The organism is uncultured Ramlibacter sp. (genome assembly GCF_936925435.1).
Lineage (GTDB): Bacteria > Pseudomonadota > Gammaproteobacteria > Burkholderiales > Burkholderiaceae_C > Ramlibacter.
In genome coordinates, this window is record NZ_CAKZHQ010000015.1 from 1 (window position 1) to 18,449 (window position 18,449).

14 protein-coding genes are annotated in these 18,449 nt (G+C 68.2%); 7 read left to right on the forward strand and 7 right to left on the reverse strand.

The genetic code is table 11. The features are described 5' to 3' along the window. The coding region (locus tag Q0632_RS08520; protein ID WP_298927291.1) for a helicase HerA-like domain-containing protein at positions 1–2,562 on the reverse strand (2,562 nt) is incomplete at its 3' end. A 44-nt stretch (positions 2,563–2,606) separates the two neighbouring features. Further along, positions 2,607–4,310 carry a 7TM diverse intracellular signaling domain-containing protein gene (locus Q0632_RS08525; RefSeq protein WP_298927293.1) on the reverse strand — a complete coding sequence of 568 codons (1,704 nt, stop codon included), beginning with the start codon at positions 4,308–4,310 and terminating at the stop codon, positions 2,607–2,609. 39 nt (positions 4,311–4,349) lie between these two features. Between Q0632_RS08525 and Q0632_RS08530 the strand changes: the two genes are divergently transcribed. After that, positions 4,350–5,087, forward strand: coding sequence for a sulfurtransferase (locus tag Q0632_RS08530; protein WP_298927295.1), 738 nt, complete (start codon positions 4,350–4,352; stop codon positions 5,085–5,087). 48 nt (positions 5,088–5,135) lie between these two features. Beyond that, positions 5,136–8,192, forward strand: a complete 3,057-nt coding sequence (locus Q0632_RS08535) for a fused MFS/spermidine synthase (protein ID WP_298927297.1) — start codon at positions 5,136–5,138, stop codon at positions 8,190–8,192. Here Q0632_RS08535 and Q0632_RS08540 read toward each other — a convergent pair. From Q0632_RS08540 to Q0632_RS08555, 4 genes are read right to left on the reverse strand one after another with little or no spacing between them, the layout of a single operon-like run. Then, the gene (locus Q0632_RS08540; RefSeq protein ID WP_298927299.1) at positions 8,158–9,033 is read right to left on the reverse strand and encodes a pirin family protein; all 876 of its coding nucleotides are present in this window, start codon (positions 9,031–9,033) and stop codon (positions 8,158–8,160) included. The two genes, Q0632_RS08535 and Q0632_RS08540, sit on opposite strands and share 35 nt — an antisense overlap. Positions 9,034–9,047: 14 nt before the next feature. Further along, positions 9,048–9,605 (reverse strand): flavodoxin family protein, encoded by a 558-nt coding sequence (locus Q0632_RS08545; RefSeq protein WP_298927301.1) that lies wholly within the window; start codon positions 9,603–9,605, stop codon positions 9,048–9,050. 15 nt (positions 9,606–9,620) lie between these two features. Further along, on the reverse strand, positions 9,621–10,037 hold the full coding sequence (locus tag Q0632_RS08550) for a DoxX family protein (RefSeq protein ID WP_298927303.1): 417 nt from the start codon (positions 10,035–10,037) through the stop codon (positions 9,621–9,623). 30 nt (positions 10,038–10,067) lie between these two features. After that, on the reverse strand, positions 10,068–10,769 hold the full coding sequence (locus tag Q0632_RS08555) for a pirin family protein (RefSeq protein WP_298927305.1): 702 nt from the start codon (positions 10,767–10,769) through the stop codon (positions 10,068–10,070). A 125-nt stretch (positions 10,770–10,894) separates the two neighbouring features. Here Q0632_RS08555 and Q0632_RS08560 point away from each other — a divergent pair, with 125 nt between their 5' ends. From Q0632_RS08560 to Q0632_RS08580, 5 genes are all read left to right on the forward strand, one after another. Further along, a complete protein-coding gene (locus Q0632_RS08560) occupies positions 10,895–11,839 on the forward strand; it encodes a LysR family transcriptional regulator (protein WP_298927307.1) in 945 nt (314 codons plus the stop codon). Positions 11,840–11,847: 8 nt separating this feature from the next. Further along, a complete protein-coding gene (locus Q0632_RS08565) occupies positions 11,848–12,897 on the forward strand; it encodes an FAD-dependent oxidoreductase (RefSeq protein ID WP_298927309.1) in 1,050 nt (349 codons plus the stop codon). 6 nt (positions 12,898–12,903) lie between these two features. Continuing rightward, positions 12,904–13,794, forward strand: a complete 891-nt coding sequence (gene gluQRS, locus Q0632_RS08570; protein WP_298927311.1) for a tRNA glutamyl-Q(34) synthetase GluQRS — start codon at positions 12,904–12,906, stop codon at positions 13,792–13,794. Continuing rightward, positions 13,778–14,497 (forward strand): tRNA (guanosine(46)-N7)-methyltransferase TrmB, encoded by a 720-nt coding sequence (gene trmB, locus Q0632_RS08575; RefSeq protein ID WP_298927396.1) that lies wholly within the window; start codon positions 13,778–13,780, stop codon positions 14,495–14,497. Before gluQRS ends, trmB begins: the two co-directional genes overlap by 17 nt. A gap of 135 nt (positions 14,498–14,632) precedes the next feature. Then, complete coding sequence (locus Q0632_RS08580; RefSeq protein ID WP_298927314.1) at positions 14,633–15,775, forward strand: ABC transporter substrate-binding protein; 1,143 nt, start codon at positions 14,633–14,635, stop codon at positions 15,773–15,775. Positions 15,776–15,781: 6 nt separating this feature from the next. On the opposite strand, the gene alaS is transcribed toward Q0632_RS08580, so the two are convergent. Next, on the reverse strand, positions 15,782–18,406 hold the full coding sequence (gene alaS / locus Q0632_RS08585; protein WP_298927317.1) for an alanine--tRNA ligase: 2,625 nt from the start codon (positions 18,404–18,406) through the stop codon (positions 15,782–15,784). Positions 18,407–18,449: the final 43 nt, after the last annotated feature.

An 18,449-nucleotide genomic window follows, 5' to 3' on the forward strand; every position in this document is an offset into this window, starting at 1 on the left:
GGCATTGAGGATCTCGTAGGCCGATTCCGCGTCGAGATCTGCGTCATACTGGCCGGCGACCGGGCTGAGGCTCATCACCTTCTGCCGCTCCGGGTCGGTCAGCGGTCCGACACGGCCGGACGGCGGGCGCACCAGCGTGCGCTCGAGGATCGACGGCGCCCCCGTGGCTTCCAGCGTCGAGACCAGCGCCTCGCCGATGCCGTGTGTGGTGATTGCGGTTGCGGAATCGAACGCCGGGTTCGGCCGGAACGTATCGGCCGCCGTCTTCACGGCCTTCTGCTCGCGCGGCGTATAGGCGCGCAAAGCATGCTGAACCCGGTTGCCGAGCTGGGCGAGCACCGTTTCGGGAACATCAAGCGGGTTCTGGGTCACGAAATAGACGCCGACGCCCTTTGAGCGGATCAGCCGCACCACTTGCTCGACCCGTTCGGTCAGCACCTTCGGCGCGTCGTTGAACAGGAGATGCGCCTCGTCGAAGAAGAACACCAGCTTCGGCTTGTCGAGATCGCCGACTTCCGGCAGTTCCTCGAACAGTTCCGACAGCAGCCATAGCAGGAAGGTCGCGTAGAGACGCGGGTTCATCATCAGCTTGTCGGCGGCCAGCACCGAGATCGCGCCGCGGCCGTCATTGGTGGTGCGCATGATGTCGGTGATCTTCAGGGCAGGTTCGCCGAAAAAGTTCTGCGCACCCTGCTGTTCGAGCACCAGCAGCCCGCGCTGCAGCGTGCCGATCGAGGCCTTGGAGATCAGGCCGAACTGGCTGGAAAGCTCGGAAGCGTTTTCCGCCATATAGGTCAGGAGCGCCTGCAGGTCCTTCAGGTCGAGCAGCGGCAAGCCGCCCTGGTCGGCAATCTTGAAGGCGATGTTGAGAGCACCTTCCTGGGCTTCCGATGCGTTCATCAGCCGCGACAAAAGCAGCGGCCCCATCTCGGCGACGGTGGTGCGCACCCGATGGCCCTTTTCACCGTAGAGGTCCCAGAAGATCACCGGGAATTCGGCGGGCGCATAGTCGGTAAAGCCGATCTGTGTCGCCCGCTGGGTGATCCAGTCCTTCGGCTCGCCCATGGCGGCAATGCCGGAAAGGTCGCCCTTGATATCGGCGGCAAACACCGGAACGCCGGCCTCGGAGAAGCTTTCGGCGAGCACCTGCAGCGTCACGGTCTTGCCGGGCGGCGCGGGCACGAGCTTGGCGACGCTGTCGACATGGCCGTAACTCATGCCGAGCACGCGACCCACGTCGCGCAGCGCGGCCTTCGCGGCCATCGTGCCGAAGGTGGCGATCTGGCTCACGGCGTCGCGGCCGTACTTGTCCTTGACGTAGTCGATGACGCGGTCGCGGTTGCCCTGGCAGAAGTCGATGTCGAAGTCGGGCATCGACACCCGCTCGGGGTTCAGGAAGCGCTCGAACAGCAGGTTGTATTGCAGCGGGTCCAGGTCGGTGATCTTCAGCGAATAAGCCACCAGCGAGCCGGCGCCCGAACCCCGGCCCGGCCCGACCGGGCAGCCATTGTTCTTGGCCCAGTTGATGAAGTCGCCCACGATCAGGAAGTAGCCGGGAAAGCCCATCTTCAGGATCACGTCGATCTCGAACTCCAGGCGCTCGACGTAGCGCTGCATCTGCTTGTCGCGCGCCCCCGCATCCGGGTAGAGATGGGCCATGCGCTGCTTGAGACCCTCATGCGAGGCGAAGCGGAAATACTCCTCCGCCGGCATGCCGTTGGGCGTGGGGAAGTTGGGCAGGCGCGGCTTGCCCAGTTCCAGCACCAGGTTGCAGCGCTTGGCGATCTCCAGCGTGTTGGCGATCGCCGCCGGCACGTCGGCGAACAGCGCCTCCATCTGCGCGGCAGACTTGAAATACTGCTCGCGCGTGAACTTGCGCACGCGCCGCTGGTTGCCCAGGATCTCGCCCTCGGAGATGCACACGCGCGCCTCGTGCGCCTCGTAGTCGTCTTCCTTGGTGAATTGCACAGGGTGGGTCGCCACCACCGGCAGATTCAGGCCGGCGGCCAATTGCACGCAGGCCGTGACATGGGCCTCGTCGTCGGCGCGGCCGGCGCGCTGGATCTCCAGGTAGAAGCGGTGCGGAAACATGGAGGCCAGCTCCAGCGCGACCTGGCTGGCCTGCTGGGCGTCGCCCTGCACCAGGGCCTGGCCGACCGGCCCGGCCTGGGCGCCGGCCAGCACGATCAGGCCCCCGCCCAGTTCCTTGAGCCAGGCCGGCTTGCACACGCCCTGGGCCTTGACCACGTTCTGGGTCCAGGCCCGCGCCAGCAACTCGCACAGATTGAGATAGCCCTGCTTGTTCTGCACCAGCACCACCATGCGCGAGAGCACGGCCGGGTCCTTGGCCAGGCCCTGCACCCACACCTCCGCCCCCACGATGGGCTTGATGCCGGTGCTGCGCGCCTGCTTGTAGAACTTGATGGCGCCGAACAGGTTGTTCAGGTCGGTGACGGCCAGGGCCGGCTGGCCATCGGCCTGGGCTGCCTGGACCGTGTCCTCGATGCGGTTGGTACCGTCGACGACGGAGAATTCTGTGTGCAGGCGCAGGTGGACGAACATGGCTGCATTTTAGGGGCCGCCCCCACGCGCCGCCGCCCGGCCCCTCAGACCATCGCGATGCGCTTGCCTTCCTGCATTGCCAGCGCCGTCTGCTCCATCTCCAGCAGCAAGGGCTTGAGAGCGTCGCTGGCCAGCCTGCGGCGCACGCAGGCGATGCGCAGGCCGAAGTCGGCCACCGGCGCCAGCGGCTGCGTCATGCGGGCGCAGCGCGCCAGCACCTGGGTGGCTTGCGCCGCCAGTTGTGTCTCGTTGCCGGGCTGGCTGCCGATGCAGGCAAAGCGGGTCTTACTCAAACGGGAAATCGACCAGGCGTCGCCCAGCGCGCCCTGCAAAGCCGCCGCAAAGCGCACCAGGGCGCGCTCGGTCAGCACGAAGCCGTGGTCGGCTCCGCTTTTCTCCAGCCCCGGCAGCAGGAACAGCATCACCGAGCTGGCATGCGTGCCCGCGTTCTGGCGCAACACGGCCTCGTCGTAAGCCAGCTCAAAGCCCGAATAGGACAGCAGCGCAGTCAGCGGGTCGCGGTTGGCGCTGACCGCGGCGCGGCCCAGCACGTCGCGGCCATAGCGCTCGCGCGCGATCAGGGCCTGGCGTATCAGCAGCAAGGCCGAATACAGCAGCACCGCGACGGCCGCGGCGCGCAGGTCCAGCCCGGCGAGGAAGGCCTGCGGAACGAAGGCCAGCAGCATCGCCGCGATGAAACAGCCCACGCCGCCAACGACCAGGCCTGCGTGACGCCCGCCGCGCGCCAGGTTCAGGACCGACAGGGCGACACAGCAGCCCGCCGTCAGCAGCACCCAGACCGCCACACCCGCGAACCGCCAGGCCATGGGCAGCCAGAAAGCCTGCATGCTGGCGTAGGCCAGGCCGACGACGGGAAAAGCCCACTGCGCCACGCGGCCGACGCGGCCGACGCGGCGCCGGTCCAGCGAGGCCGCCACCAGCGCCACCAGCAGGCCGCACAGGACAACGGAGGCGAAGGGCTTGGAGGCGTCGTTGAAGGCCGGCGCTTCGGGCGTCAGCCAGACAGCCATGTAGCCGTTGAGGCAGGCAATGGTCAAAAACATCGAGGCGCTGACCAGCGCCAGCAGCCAGTTGGCGAGGCGCCTGGTGACCAGCGCGCCCAGCACGCTCACCACCGTGACCATCAGGCCCAGCCCCATGATCATTCCCACCAGGTTGGCGCGGCGCACGCCGTTCTCGCGGAAGGCCGCGTCCGGCAGCAGCGCCGCCGACACCTGCAGGGGCCCGACATTGGCGGCGGCCATGACCACGTCGACCGGCTCCCTGCCCAGCGGCAGGATGAAAGCCGGGAATTGGCCGGCAAAAGGCCAGCGCGAGAGCGCGATGCGGTCGCCTGCCACGGCCGCGGTCCAGGGGCCGCCCGCTGTGCGAGACCAGACCCGCACCTCGTCCACGAACGAGATCGGGACCTGGATGACGTAGGTGGCATCGTGGGCCATGCCGGCCAGGGTGACGCGTCCCACCAGGCGCTCGCCGGTGTCCAGGTGCCAGTTGGATCCGGGCGGCACCGGCGTGCCCGTTTCGCCGCGCCACAGCGCATCGGGGCCCAGCGGCTGGTCAAGAGGCAGCCGCTGCGACGCCATCTCCTGCATGAGGCTGGGCGGGCGCTGGCCCTGGTCCAGAACCAGCACAGGCACAGCGGCCCAGGCCGTACTGGCAAGCCAGGCCAGCAGGACGGGGAGAAGCCATCGGAAGACCACGATAATCGGACAGGCCAGTCTTTGCATTTTGATACAAGTATGCGGCAAGCACACGCCAAGTCTTCCATGCCTTCCATCCTGAACATCGCCGCCTACCGGTTCGTCCCCATCGCGGACGCGCCGGCGCTGCGTAGCCAGTTGATCGAGCGGGCCCAGGCGCTGCAGCTGCGTGGCACCGTCTTGCTGGCGCAAGAAGGCATCAACCTGGTGCTGGCCGGCCCGGCGCCGGCCCTGCGCGCCTTTGTCGCGCAGCTACATGCAGACGCCCGCTTTGCCGGCATGGAAGTCAAGGAAAGCTGGTCGCAAGTCCAGCCCTTTGGCAAGCTGCTGGTCAAGGTCAAGCCCGAGATCATCCGAATGAACCATCCAGCCATCGAACCGGCCCAGGGCCGGGCGCCGGCGGTCGACGCCCAGACCGCGCGCCGCTGGCTGGACCAGGGCCACGACGATACGGGCCGGCCGGTGGTCGCACTGGACACGCGCAACGCCTTCGAGGTGGACCACGGCACTTTCGAGGGCGCGATCGACTGGCGCCTGGACAAATTCAGCGATTTCCCGGCGGCCCTGGCCGCCCACCGGGCGCAACTCGAGGGCAAGACCGTGGTGAGTTTCTGCACCGGCGGCATCCGCTGCGAGAAGGCGGCGATCTACATGCGCGAAGCCGGCCTGCAGGACGTGTGGCAGCTCGATGGCGGCATCCTCAAGTACTTTGAGGAAACCGGCGGCGCCCACTTTCGCGGCAACTGTTTCGTGTTCGACGAGCGCGAGGCGCTGGACCCGCAATTGCGGGCCGCGCGGGAGTGACTTGCGCTCCTCACTAGAATCGTCCGGATTCAAGGCTCAGGGGACTTCGTGCACAACAGCAACCGCGCCAGGATCGGCGCGCTTTATGCAATCTTCTTTGTCTCCGGCTTTTGCGGCCTGATTTACGAGTCGATCTGGTCGCACTATCTGAAGCTGCTGCTGGGGCACGCCGCCTATGCGCAGGCCGTGGTGCTGGTGGTGTTTGTCGGCGGGCTGGCGCTGGGGGCCTGGCTCACCGGCCGCTGGTCGGAGCGGCTGCGCCATCCGCTGCTCTGGTACGCCGCAGCCGAGGCGCTGGTTGCGCTCGCCTCCTTCGCCTTCCATGACATTTTCACCCAGATCGCGTACTGGGCCGTGGTCGATTTCATGCCCGCCTACTGCCCGCCGCAGGGCCTGTGTCCGGCCAACTGGCTGCTGGCCGCAGCCCTGATCCTGCCGGCCTCAGTGCTGCTGGGCACCACCTTTCCCTTGATGAGCGCGGGCGTGCTGCGGCTGGGCGTGAGCCCGGGGCGGGGCCTGAGCCTGCTGTATTTTCTCAATAGCGCGGGCGCCGCAATCGGCGTGTTGTGCTCCGGCTTCCTGCTGATTCCCGAGCTCGGCCTGCCCGGCACCATGCTGGTGGCCGGCGGCCTCAACTGCCTGGTGGCATTCGCCGCCTACCTGGTGGAGCGCTGGCGCATGCAGCCGTCCCAGCCTCTGCACGCCCGGCCCCAGCAGGCGGCCAGGACCGGCAGGATCGGGCTGACAGCGCTGCTGTGGGTCGCTGCGCTGACGGGCTTCTCCTCCTTCGTCTACGAGGTGGTGTGGATCCGGATGCTGACCCTGGTGCTGGGGGGCGCCACCCACTCGTTCGAGCTGATGCTGTCGGTCTTCATCATGGGCCTGGCGCTGGGAGCCTGGTGGGTGCGCAAGAAGATCGATTCGCACCCGCGTCCCGAGGTTCTACTGGCCAGGGTGCAGATCGCCATGGGCGTGGCGGCGATCGTCACTCTGGTCCTGTACGCCGCCAGCTTCGATGCCATGGCCTTCAGCCTGCGCGGCCTGGCGCGCTCCTATGAGGGCTACACCTTCTTCACCCTGGCCAGCGGCGTGCTGGTCACAGCCGTGATGCTGCCGGCGGCGTTCTGCGCCGGCATGACCCTGCCCCTGATCACCAGCCTACTGCTGCGGCGCGGCCATGGCGAGCGCCAGATCGGCCAGGTCTATGGCGTCAACACGCTGGGGGCCATCGCCGGTGTGCTGGCAACCGTGCACCTGCTCATGCCCCTGCTCGGACTGAAGTGGACACTGGCCGTCGGCGCCCTGGTCGATGTGCTGCTCGGCCTGGGCCTGGTCCTGCTGGCCCAGCCCAGGCGCGCGCCGGACAGCGCAGTGGGCGACGGCCGCTGGCCCCTGGTCGCATGCGCCCTTGCGCTGGCCTTTGTGGTCGTTTTGCCCGCGTTGACCTCGCTGGACCCCCGCCAGCTCGCCTCGGGCGTGTTCCGCTCTGGCCAGGCCTCCGTCGGTGCGGGACGCAGCGTGCTGTTCCACCGCGACGGCAAGACCGCGACCATCAGCGTGCTGGACCAGCCGCGCGGCACACGCAGCCTGCTGACCAACGGCAAATCGGACGGATCGACCCATCCTGAGAGCAAGTCCACCACGCCCGACGACCACACCGTGGTGTTGCTGGGTGCGCTGGGCCCGGCCCACCATCCCACGGCGCGGCGGGCCGCCGTCATCGGGCTGGGCACCGGCGTGACCAGTGCGGTGCTGCTTGGCAGCCCGGTGCTGCAGACCGTGGACACCATCGAGATCGAGCCGTTGGTAGCCGAGGCGGCCCAGCACTTCCGTCCGCGCAACGCCGCGATGTTCGACGACCCGCGCAGCCGCCTCGTGATCGATGATGCCAAGGCGCATTTCGCGCGCACACCGGCGAAGTACGACCTGATCGTGTCGGAGCCGTCCAACCCCTGGGTCAGCGGCGTCTCGGGCCTGTTCACCGTGGAGTTCTACGACAACGTGGCGGCCCACTTGGCGCCCGACGGTCACTTCGTCCAGTGGCTGCACCTGTATGAGGCCAGCCCCGATCTGGTCAGTTCGATCCTGCGCGCCTTCTCCGACATCTTTCCGCAGTTCACGGCCTATGCGACCAACTCGGCCGACATCATCCTGGTGGCGCGCAACGACGGCAGGATGCCGGTGCTCGCCCCGGGCGCCATGGACGCCATGCCAGGCATGCGCCAGCGCCTGCTGGAGATCGGCATCACCAGCGAAGCGGTGCTTGCGGCGCACGAAGCCGGACGCGGCGGCACCATCAAGCTGTTGGCCGACTCCTACCAGGCGCCGGTCAATTCCGACTACCACCCCTATGTCGACAGCCGCGCGGCGCCCGACAGATTCCAGGGCAGGACCGCCAATGCCATTTTCGATATGCACCTGGCGCCCGTGCCACTGCTCGAACTGACAGGTTCCGCCCCCTCCTACCTGGGCGAGATCCATGCGCCGACGCAGCACATGCCGCGCAAGCTGATGGACCTGGCCAGCGCCTGGCACGGTCAGCGCTACCTGCATGGCGAAACATTGACGGCGCAGGAACGCAGCTATCTCGGTTCGCTGGCCAGGGACTATGCCCTGATGCGGGCCTGGACCGAGGCCTGCAGCTTTCCGGCCGATACCGATCCGACCTGGGGCGCCGCAGTGTCAGTGGCTTCGGACCTGAACCGCGGCCTTGCGCCGCAAATGGCAGCCAGGCTGTGGCAGGACACGCTCAAGCGTTGCAGTGGCAAGCTGACACCGCTTCGGCGCGCGTGGATCGAGCTGTTCGGCGCGGCGGGGGCGCGCGATGCGCAGTCCATGAAACGCTGGGGCGACCAAGTGCTCGCCAGCGACAGCAACCTGTCAGTGCAGGAGCGCGAGTTCGCCGCCCTGGCCTCCATCGGCGCGCGCATGGCACTGCGTGAGCGAGCGCAGGCGAGGCAGATACTGGCGGAGCAGGGCAAACTCATCCCCGCCAATCGCATCGATGTTCCGTGGTTCCGCTATGTGGCGCTGGTTCTCAGCGCCCGGGAGATCCAACGACCGCCGGCGCTCAAGCCAGCGGCAGCTTCTCCGGCAGGGGGATGAATTCCGTCTCGCCTGGCACGGCTGCAAAGCGCCCGGCCTTCCAGTCCTGCGCGGCCTGCACGATGCGCTCCTTGCGGCTGGACACGAAGTTCCACCACATGTGGCGCGGCCCCAGCGGCGCACCACCGACGATGGCGAAACGTGCGCCACCAGCGGATGTGACACGGGCCGGCAGGCCCGGCTCCAGCACCGCCATCCGGTCCTGTGGCGCCTGGCCATCGATCTCGACCGCGCCCTGCACCGTGTAGAGCGCCATCTCGTCGGCCAGCGGCGGCAGTTCGACAACGCCGCCTGCAGGCAGTTGCACGTCCAGGTAGAGCGTGGGCGATTGCGCCGCCACCGGCGAGGTTGCGCCGAAGGCCTGGCCCACCAGCACGCGCACTTGCGCATCGCCTTGCTGCAGTTGCGGGATCGCCGAGGCCGGCGTGTGGATGAAAAAGGGCTCGCCCTCCTCCAGCTCCTGCGGCAGGCCGGCCCACAGCTGCAGGCCGTGGTTGATGTAGCTGCGGCCTTGCAGGTCCAGCGGCCGGCGCTCGGAGTGCACGATGCCGCGGCCGGCGCTCATCCAGTTGATGGCGCCGGGCTCGATGCGCTGCTCGCTGCCCAGGCTGTCGCGGTGCATCATCGCGCCCTCGAACAGATAGGTCACCGTCGCCAGGCCGATGTGCGGGTGCGGCCGCACATCGTGGTTGGCCTCGGGCTGCTCGGTGACCGGACCGAAATGGTCGAAGAAGACAAAGGGGCCGACGCTGCGTTGGCTGGCTGCCGGCAGCAGCCGGCGCACGGTGAAGCCGCCGCCCAGGTCCTTGGCGTGGCCGTCCAGTTGCTGTGTGATCCCCATGGGCTGTCCTCTTTCTAGTTTTTCTTCAGGCGCTGCGCGATGCCGGCCACACGCTCGCCGAAAAGGCGCGCTGTCTCCAGGTCGCCCGCCGCCATGTCGTTAGCCCCGCCGTCCGAGGGCGACTGGGCGATGGCGCCGCTGTACGAGACCAGGTAGTTGGGGTCGTTGCGCTGCGCCGCCTTGGTGTTGGCCGGCATCAGGCCCTGGCTGACCCAGACCATGCCGTGCTGCATGGCCAGGGTGAACAAGGTGGTGAGCGTGCCTTGCTTGTCGCCGTTCATGCCGGCGCTGTTGGTGAAGCCCGCCGCCACCTTGTCCTTCCACTCCTGGGCGAACCAGGGTTTGGAGGAGGCGTCGGCAAACTTCTTGAACTGCCAGCTGACGCTGCCCATGTAAGTCGGCGAGCCGAAGATGATGGCGTCGGCCGCCTTGAGCTGCTCCCAGCCGCCGGCCGGCAGGTTGCCGTCGGCGTCGATGGCCAGCAGCCGGCCACCTGCGCCGTCGGCCACGGCCTGCGCCATGCGCTGGGTGTGGCCGTAGCCTGAGTGGTAGACAACGACGGTGTCGGTCATTGCACCGCTCTCGCGTCAGGCGCGGCGCAGCTTGGCATCCAGACTCCAGGCGCCAGCGCCGAAAGCGACGAAGGCATAGAGGCCGCCGACGACCGCGATGTTCTTGAAGAAAGCCTGTTGCTGCTGCATCACCTGCTCGGCCGGCACGCCCCAGAAGTTGTGGAAGATGAAGGTGATGACCAAGGTGAAGACGGCGATGCCCAGCGCCGCCCAGCGGGTCTGCCAGCCCACCAGCAGCAGCAGGCCCAGGCCCAGTTCAACGGCAATGGCGATCGCAGCGGCCACCTGCGGCAAAGGCACGCCCTTGGAGGCGATGTAGCCGGTCACGCCGGCAAAGCCGGCAATCTTGGCCCAGCCCGCAGGGACGAACAGCAGCGCGATCAGGGCGCGGCCCAACAGGGACATGGTGTTGTTGAAGGTGGAAGAATTCATGGTCACTCCTTGGTTGTTGCAGAAAAAAAATCAGCTGGCCAGGTCAAAGACCAGCACCTCGGCGGCCTTGCCATTGGCCAGGGTGACGGCAGATTCGCCGGTCAGCATAGCGGCATCACCAGCTTTGAGGGCCTGGCCATTGACCTCCAGCTCCCCACGGACGAGGTGCACGTAGCCCTTTCGACCAGGGGCGAAGGCAGCCGAGGCAGCTTCTTCGCCATCGAGCAGGCCGGCATACAGGCGCGCGTCGGCATGGATCAGCACCGAGCCCTGGTCGCCATCGGGCGAAGCCACCAGGCGCAGCTTGCCGCGCTTGTCGGCCTCGGCGAAGGTCTTTTGCTCGTAACTGGCCGGGATGCCGGTGACATTGGGCTCGATCCAGATCTGCAGGAAGTGCGTGGTCTGGTCGGCCGCGTGGTTGAACTCGCTGTGCTGCACGCCGTTGCCCGCGCTCATGCGCTGCACGTCTCCCGGCGGAATGCCCTTGACGTTGCCAATCGTGTCCTTGTGCGCGAGATTGCCCTCCAGCACATAGCTGATGATTTCCATGTTGCGGTGGCCGTGCGTGCCAAAGCCCATGCCCGGGGCGATGCGGTCTTCGTTGATGACGCGCAGATTGCCCCAGCCCATGTGCTCAGGGTCGTGGTAGTTGGCGAAAGAAAAGCTGTGGAACGACTTCAGCCAGCCGTGGTCGGCGTAGCCGCGGTCCTGGGATTTGCGAAGTGTCAGCATGGTCGGTTCCTTTCTGGGTCGTCGCCGGTGCGGCGTCGATGGGATGAATGTTGGACCCGCCGGCGGCTTCTTCGCGGGTCCGGTTTTGATGGCATCATTCAAAAAATCTGAATGAGCACCATCCCATGCCGACCGCCCGCGACGTCCTCACCCCCGACACCCTGGCCCTGCTGCAGGCGGTGGCGCGGGCCGGCAGCTTTGCCGCTGCCGCCCGCGAATTGGGCCTGGTGCCCAGCGCCGTCACCTACCGGGTGCGTCTGGTCGAGGACGCGCTGGACGCCCTGCTGTTCGACCGCAGCTCGCGCCAGGCCAAACTCACGGCCGCAGGCGCCGAGTTGCTGCGCGAGGGCGAACGCCTGCTGCAGGAGGTGGACGCCGTGGCCAACCGGGTCAAGCGCGTGGCCACCGGCTGGGAGTCGCAGCTGACCATCGCCGTGGACGGCGTGATCTCCCAGTCCACCCTGATGGAACTGGCCCAGGCCTTCTTCGAGGTCGCGCCCAACACCCGGCTGCGCCTGCGCGACGAGACCTTGTCGGGCACCTTGGAATCCCTGGTCACCGGCCAGTCCGACCTGGCCTTGGGCGTGCTGCTGGAGCCGGGCAATGCCTCGGGCGTGCAAAGCAAGGTGCTGGGCGAGCTGGAGTTCGTCTACGCCGTGGCGCCGCACCATCCGCTGGCCAGCGCTCCCGAGCCACTGGGCGATGAGCTGCTGCAGCGCCACCGCGCCGTCGCCGTCGCCGACTCGGTGCAGCACGGCAGCGGCCTGACCCTGGGCCTGCTGGCTGGCCAGGACGTGCTGACCGTGGCCAGCATGCGCAGCAAGCTCGACGCCCAACTGCGCGGGCTGGGCGGCGGCTTCGTGCCCGAACCCATGGCCCGGCCCTTCATCGCCAGCGGCCGGCTGGTGCTGCCCCGCATCGACCGGCCGGCGCGCATCGCCCGCCTGGCCTACGCTTGGCGCAGCGCCGGCGCCAACGGCCCGGGCAAGGCCTTGCAATGGTGGCTTGGCCAGCTGGAAAACCCTGGGACCCGCGCCGCATTGCTGCAGCAGCATCGCGTGCCACAATGAACCGCACCATGCCCCAATCCTCCCAACGACAGATTGCCGTCCTCGGCGCCGGCCTGGCCGGTCTGGCCTGTGCCCGCACCCTGGTGCAGGCCGGCCACCAGGTCACCATGTTCGACAAGAACGCCCAGGTGGGAGGCCGCATGGCGACCACGCCCAGCCCCTTCGGCAGCTTCGATCCCGGCGCCCAGTACTTCACCGTGCGCGATGAGCGTTTCGAGCGCGTGCTGGCCCTGTCGCCGGCGGTGTGCCGGCCCTGGAGCGCCAACGCCGTGCGCGTGCTGGACCCGCATGGCCGTGTCGCCGAAGCGGCCCTGCCCCGGCGCGAAGCCCACTGGGTCGGCGTGCCGGGCATGGATGCATTGCCGCGCCACTGGGCCCAGCCCCTGCTGGCGGCCGGCGCCATCGAGCTGCAGACCCATGTGCAGCGCATCGAACGCGACGCGCTCGACGGCAAGCGCTGGCAGCTGCGCACCGCCGGCGCGCAGGACTCCAGCCATGTGTACTCGGGCTTCGACCAGGTGCTGCTGGCCCTGCCGGCGGCGCAGGCCGCCGCCTTGCTGCGCCAGTCGGCCCTGGCGCCCGACTTCGCCGAGCGCATCGGCGGCGTCCAGGTGGCGCCCTGCTGGACGCTGATGCTGGCCTTCCCGCAGGCGCTGCAGCCCACCCTGGCCCATCTGGGCCCGCAATGGAACGCGGCGCTGAGTACCCATCACCGCATCGCCTGGCTGGCGCGCGAATCTTCCAAGCCGCGCCGCAGCGCGGTCGAGCGCTGGACCGTCCAGGCCAGCCCGGCCTGGTCGCTGGAACACCTGGACGACGAGCCTTCCCGGGTCCAGGCCAAGCTGCTCAAGGCTTTTGCCGAGATCACCGGCATCCGCGCTGAGCCGGGCTATACCCAAGTCCAGCGCTGGAGCCAGGCCAAGACCCAGGTGCCGCTGGGACGCTCGCACCTGTGGGACAAGCGCAGCGGCCTGGGCGTGTGCGGCGACTGGTGCCTGGGTCACCGCGCCGAGGACGCCTTCGTCTCGGGCCTGGAACTGGCCCTGACCGTCGCCTGAAAGGCAATGGCCGCTGCCAGCTACACGGGCCGTTTTGCGCCCTCTCCGACGGGCCCGCTGCATGCCGGCTCCCTTGTCGCGGCGCTGGCCAGTTGGTTGGACGCGCGGGCCCATGGCGGGCGCTGGCTGGTGCGCATCGAGGACGTGGACACGCCGCGTTGCGTGGCTGGCGCCGACCACCTGATCCTGCAGCAACTGGCCGCCTGCGGCCTGGTGCCTGACGCGCCGCCCGTGTGGCAGTCGCAGCGTGGCGCGCTCTACCAGAGCGCACTGGACCAGCTCATTGCCAGCGGCAGCGCCTACGCCTGCGCCTGCTCGCGCAGGGATATCGAGGACGCGCTGGCGGCGCTGGGCCGCAGCCGCGAGCGCCACGCCGAACTGGTCTACCCCGGCACCTGCCGGGCAGGCCTGCGGGGCCGCCCGGCACGCGGCTGGCGCTTTCGCACCCAGCCTAGCCCCTTGCAATGGCAGGACCGTCGCCTGGGCAGGCAACAGCAGGACGTGGAGCGCGAAGTGGGCGACTTCATCCTGCGCCGCACCGACGGCGTCTGGGCCTACCAACTGGCCGTGGTGGTGGACGATGCGGCACAAGGCATCAGCGATGTGGTGCGCGGCCAGGACCTGGCCGACAACACGGCGCGGCAGATTCTGCTGCAGCGCGCGCTGGGCCTGGCCACGCCACGCTACCTGCACGCGCCCCTGTTGCTGGGTCCCAACGGCGAGAAGCTGTCCAAGCAGAACGGCGCAGCACCGCTGGACCTGGGCCATCCCCTGCTGGCCTTGCAGCAGGCGGCCGCCGTGCTGGGTTTGGCCGCCGCGGCAGCCGGCGGTATCGCCGACGCGCTGGCCGGCTGGAGCCGGCAGTGGCGCGACTTCTACAATCGGCCGTGTGACTGACGCAAGCAAACTCCCCGCCGCGCCCGAAGGCGTGGCCCATCCCCGCACCATCCGCAGCTTCGTGCGCCGTGCCGGCCGCACCACCACCGGCCAGGCCCGCGCCTTTACCGACATCGGCCCCGCCGTGCTGCTGCCCTACCAGGCGGCGCCGCTGGACTTCCATGCGGCGTTCGGCCGCGACGCGCCCGTCATCCTGGAGATCGGCTTCGGCATGGGCGAGGCCACGGCCCACATTGCCGGCCTGATGCCGGAAAAAAACTTCCTGTGCTGCGAAGTCCATGAGCCGGGCGTGGGCGCCCTGCTCAAGCGCATCGGCGAGCAAGGCCTGGGCAACATCCGCATCCTGCAGCACGACGCGGTGGAAGCGCTCGAGCACATGCTGCCCGAGCACAGCCTGGCCGGCGTCCACATCTTCTTTCCCGACCCCTGGCACAAGCTGCGCCACAACAAGCGCCGCCTGATCCAGCCGCCGCTGGTGGCCAGGCTGGCCTCACGGCTGGCGCCCGGCGCCTACCTGCACTGCGCCACCGACTGGGAGCCCTATGCACAGCAGATGCTGCAGGTGCTGGCAGCCGAGCCGCAGTTGGTGAACACCGCGGCGGACTACGCGCCCAAGCCGCACTACCGACCGCTGACCAAATTCGAGAACCGCGGCCTCAAGCTGGGCCACGGCGTCTGGGACCTAGTGTTCCACAAGCGCTGAAGAGCTGCCATGCGCATCGCGCATGGCATGGCGTACCGCGGGCATATCTGGTTGAACCCGCTCAAGGGGGCCGCTATCGTTCAAGGCTCAGATGTGGCATCAAGTTTGCTGCACTGCAAGACAACAAGTTGGGCGATGATGATGCTACGCAGAACCGTATTGGGTGCCGCTGCCGCGACCAGCCTGGGCAGCGCAGCCCCCTGGGCCTGGGGCCAGGCCAAGGCTGGAGCCGGCCGCAAGGTCGTGCTGGGCCAGTCCGTGCCCCTGACCGGCGCGGCCAGCGAGATCGGCCTGGCCTTCGCGGCCGGCGCCAAGCTCTATGTGGACGCCTTCAACGCCCGCAAGCCCGGCCCCGGCTTCAGCATGGAACTGCGCCAGGTGGACGACGGCTACGACCCGGCCAAGGCCGGTACCAACGCCAAAAAGTTGTTGGCCGACGGTGCCGACTTGCTGTTCGGCTTTGTCGGCACCGCCAGCAGCGATGCCGGCGAGGCCGTGGCCAAGCAGCAGGGCGCGATCTTCTTCGCGCCCTTTGCCGCCTCCGACACGCTGCGCGATGCCGACCACGCCAACGTCTTCCACGTGAGGCCCAGCATGGCCGATGAGGCTTTCAAGATGGTGCGGCATTGCGCCACGCTGGGGCAGGAGCGCATCGCCGTGCTGGCCGAGGACGACGCCATGGGCCGTGCCGGCCTGGCCGCCGTGCGCCAGGCGATGGCCGAACTGAAGCTGCCGCCCCTGGCGGCCTGGGCCTTCGTGCCAGTCAACAGCGACAAGGTGGACGCCGCCGTCGCCACCCTGGCCAAGGCGCAGCCGCAGGCCATCATCCAGGTCTCGCTGTTCAACTCCACGGCCGCCTTCATCCGCAAGATGCGCAAGACCGGCTATGTGGGCGCTTTCATGAACTTCTCGGTGGTCGGCATCGACCCGCTGTTCACCGCGCTGGGCAAGGACATCGGCGGCGTGGTGGTCTCCCAGGTCGTGCCCTCACCGCGCAGTTCGGCCACGCCCATCGTCAAGGAATACCTGGCGGCCATCGACAACTCCGAACAGACGCCCTCCTACGAGAGCATGGAGGGCTTCATCGCCGCCAAGACCCTGGCCGAGGCGGTGCGCCGGGCCAAGAGCAGCGACACCGCCGCCCTGCAAAAGGCCATGACCGCGATGACCGACTACGACGTGGGCGGGTTTCGCATCAACCTGCGCGCCGGCATCCGCGACCAGGTGCGGGCGATCGACCTGGTGACGATCACGCCCGACGGCAAGATCGTCCGCTGACGGGCCTCAGGCGCGCTCGGCCACCCAGGCCTGCACGGACTGCAGGGCAGCGGCCAGCTTGCTGGGATCGGTCCCGCCGGCCATGGCCATGTCCGGCTTGCCGCCGCCCTTGCCGCCGACCTGCTGGGCGACGAAGTTGACCAGCTCGCCGGCCTTGACCTTGGCCATGGCGTCGGCCGTCACACCGGCGGCGATCTGCACCTTGTCGCCGTCGACGGCGGCCAGCACGATGGCCGCGCTCTTGAGCTTGTCCTTGAGCTTGTCCATGGTGTCGCGCAGGGTCTTGGCGTCCGCGCCTTCCAGCCGCGCGGCCAGCACCTTGATGCCCTTGACGTCCACCGCCTGCGTGACGAGTTCGTCGCCCTGCGAGGAAGCCAGCTTGCCCTTGAGCGCGGCAATTTCCTTTTCCAGCGCGCGCACCTGGTCCAGCACCTGGACGATGCGGCCCTGCAGTTCGCCGGCCGGGGCCTTGAGCGTGCCGGCGGCGCGCTGCACCGTGCTTTCCATCTGCTGCAGGTAGGCCAGCGCGTTCTCGCCGGTCACCGCCTCGATGCGGCGCACGCCAGCGGCCACGCCGCCTTCGTTGACCACCTTGAACAGGCCGATGTCGCCGGTGCGCTGCACATGGGTGCCGCCGCACAGTTCGCGGCTGCTGCCGATGTCCAGCACCCGCACCTCGTCGCCGTACTTCTCGCCGAACAGCATGACCGCGCCGGTCTTTTGCGCCGACTCGATGTCCATGACACGGGCCTGGGTGGCGGCATTGGCCAGGATCTCGGCGTTGACGCGCTTTTCGATCTCGCGGATCTGTTCGTCGCTCACCGGGTTGTTGTGGGTGAAGTCAAAGCGGGTCTTGTCGGCGTCGACCAGCGAGCCCTTTTGCTGCACGTGCTCGCCCAGCACCTCGTGCAAGGCCTTGTGCATCAGGTGGGTGACGCTGTGGTTGCGCATGGTGGCGCGGCGGCGCGCCACGTCGACCTTGGCGGCCACCGCATCGCCAACCTTGAGCGCGCCCTGGGTCTGGGTGCCGTGGTGGCCGAACACGTCGGACTTGATCTTTTGCGTGTCTTCCACGCCGAACTGCACACCCTCGGCGGCGAGGATGCCGCTGTCGCCGACCTGGCCGCCGCTCTCGGCGTAAAAGGGCGTGGTGTCCAGCACCACGATGCCGCTCTCGCCTTCATGCAGCTGCTGCACCGGCGTGCCGTCCTTGTACAGGGCCAGCACGCGGGCCGGTTCTTCCAGAAGCTCGTAGCCGCTGAACTTGCCGGCCGCGCCGGTGTAGTCCAGCGCGCGGTCCATCTTGAACTTGCCGGCCGCGCGGCCCGCCGCCTTCTGCTTTTCCATGGCGGCGGTGAAGCCGGCCTCGTCCACCGTCATGCCGCGCTCGCGGCAGACGTCGGCCGACAGGTCCAGCGGAAAGCCGTAGGTGTCGTGCAGCTTGAAGGCCACCTCGCCGGGCAGCACCTTCTGGCCGCCGGCCAGGGCCGCGTCCAGGATCTGCATGCCGTTTTCCAGGGTCTCGAAGAAGCGCTCTTCCTCGGCTTTGAGCACCTCGGTGATGCGCTTCTCGTCGGCGCGCAGGCGCGGATAGGCCTCGCCCATCAGGCGCGACAGGTCGGCCACCAGCTTGTGGAAGAACGGCGTCTTCTTGCCCAGCTTGTAGCCGTGGCGGATCGCGCGCCGAATGATCCGGCGCTGCACATAGCCGCGGCCTTCATTGGACGGGATGACGCCGTCGCTGACCAGGAAGGCGGTGGCGCGGATGTGGTCGGCGATCACCTTGAGCGATGCGTTGGCGATGTCCTTCTCACCGGTCTCGCGGGCGGCCGCGGCGATCAGCTGCTCGAAGATGTCGATCTCGTAGTTGCTGTGCACGTGCTGCAAGATGGCGGCCAAGCGCTCCAGGCCCATGCCGGTGTCCACGCAGGGCGCGGGCAACTTGTTCAGGCTGCCATCGGGCTGCATGTCGAACTGCATGAACACGTGGTTCCAGATCTCGATGAAGCGGTCGCCGTCCTCGCCCGGGCTGCCGGGCGGGCCGCCGGGGATGTGGTCGCCGTGGTCGTAGAAGATCTCCGAGCAGGGGCCGCAGGGGCCGGTGTCGGCCATCATCCAGAAGTTGTCGGACTTGTACTTGCCGCCCTTGTTGTCGCCGATGCGCACGATGCGGTCGGCGGGCAGGCCGATTTCCTTGTGCCAGATGTCATAGGCCTCGTCGTCGTCGATGTAGACGGTGGCCAGCAGGCGCTCGGGCGGCAGCTTGTAGACCTGGGTCAGCAGTTCCCAACCCCACTTGAGGCTGTCGCGCTTGAAGTAGTCGCCGAAGCTCCAGTTGCCCAGCATCTCGAAGAAGGTGTGGTGGCGGGCGGTGTAGCCCACGTTCTCCAGGTCGTTGTGCTTGCCGCCGGCGCGCAGGCAGGCCTGGACGGACGCGGCGCGCACGTAGGGCCGCTTGTCGGTGCCCAGGAACACGTCCTTGAACTGCACCATGCCGGAGTTGGTGAACATCAGGGTCGGGTCGTTGCCCGGCACCAGGGGGCTGGAGGCCACGACGGTGTGGCCCTTGGACGCGTAGAAGTCCAGGAAGGACTTGCGGATGTCGGCAACGGAGAATTTGGGAGTGGTCATGGCAGCTTCTGGGGGAACCGGCGATTATAAGTTTGGGGGGTGC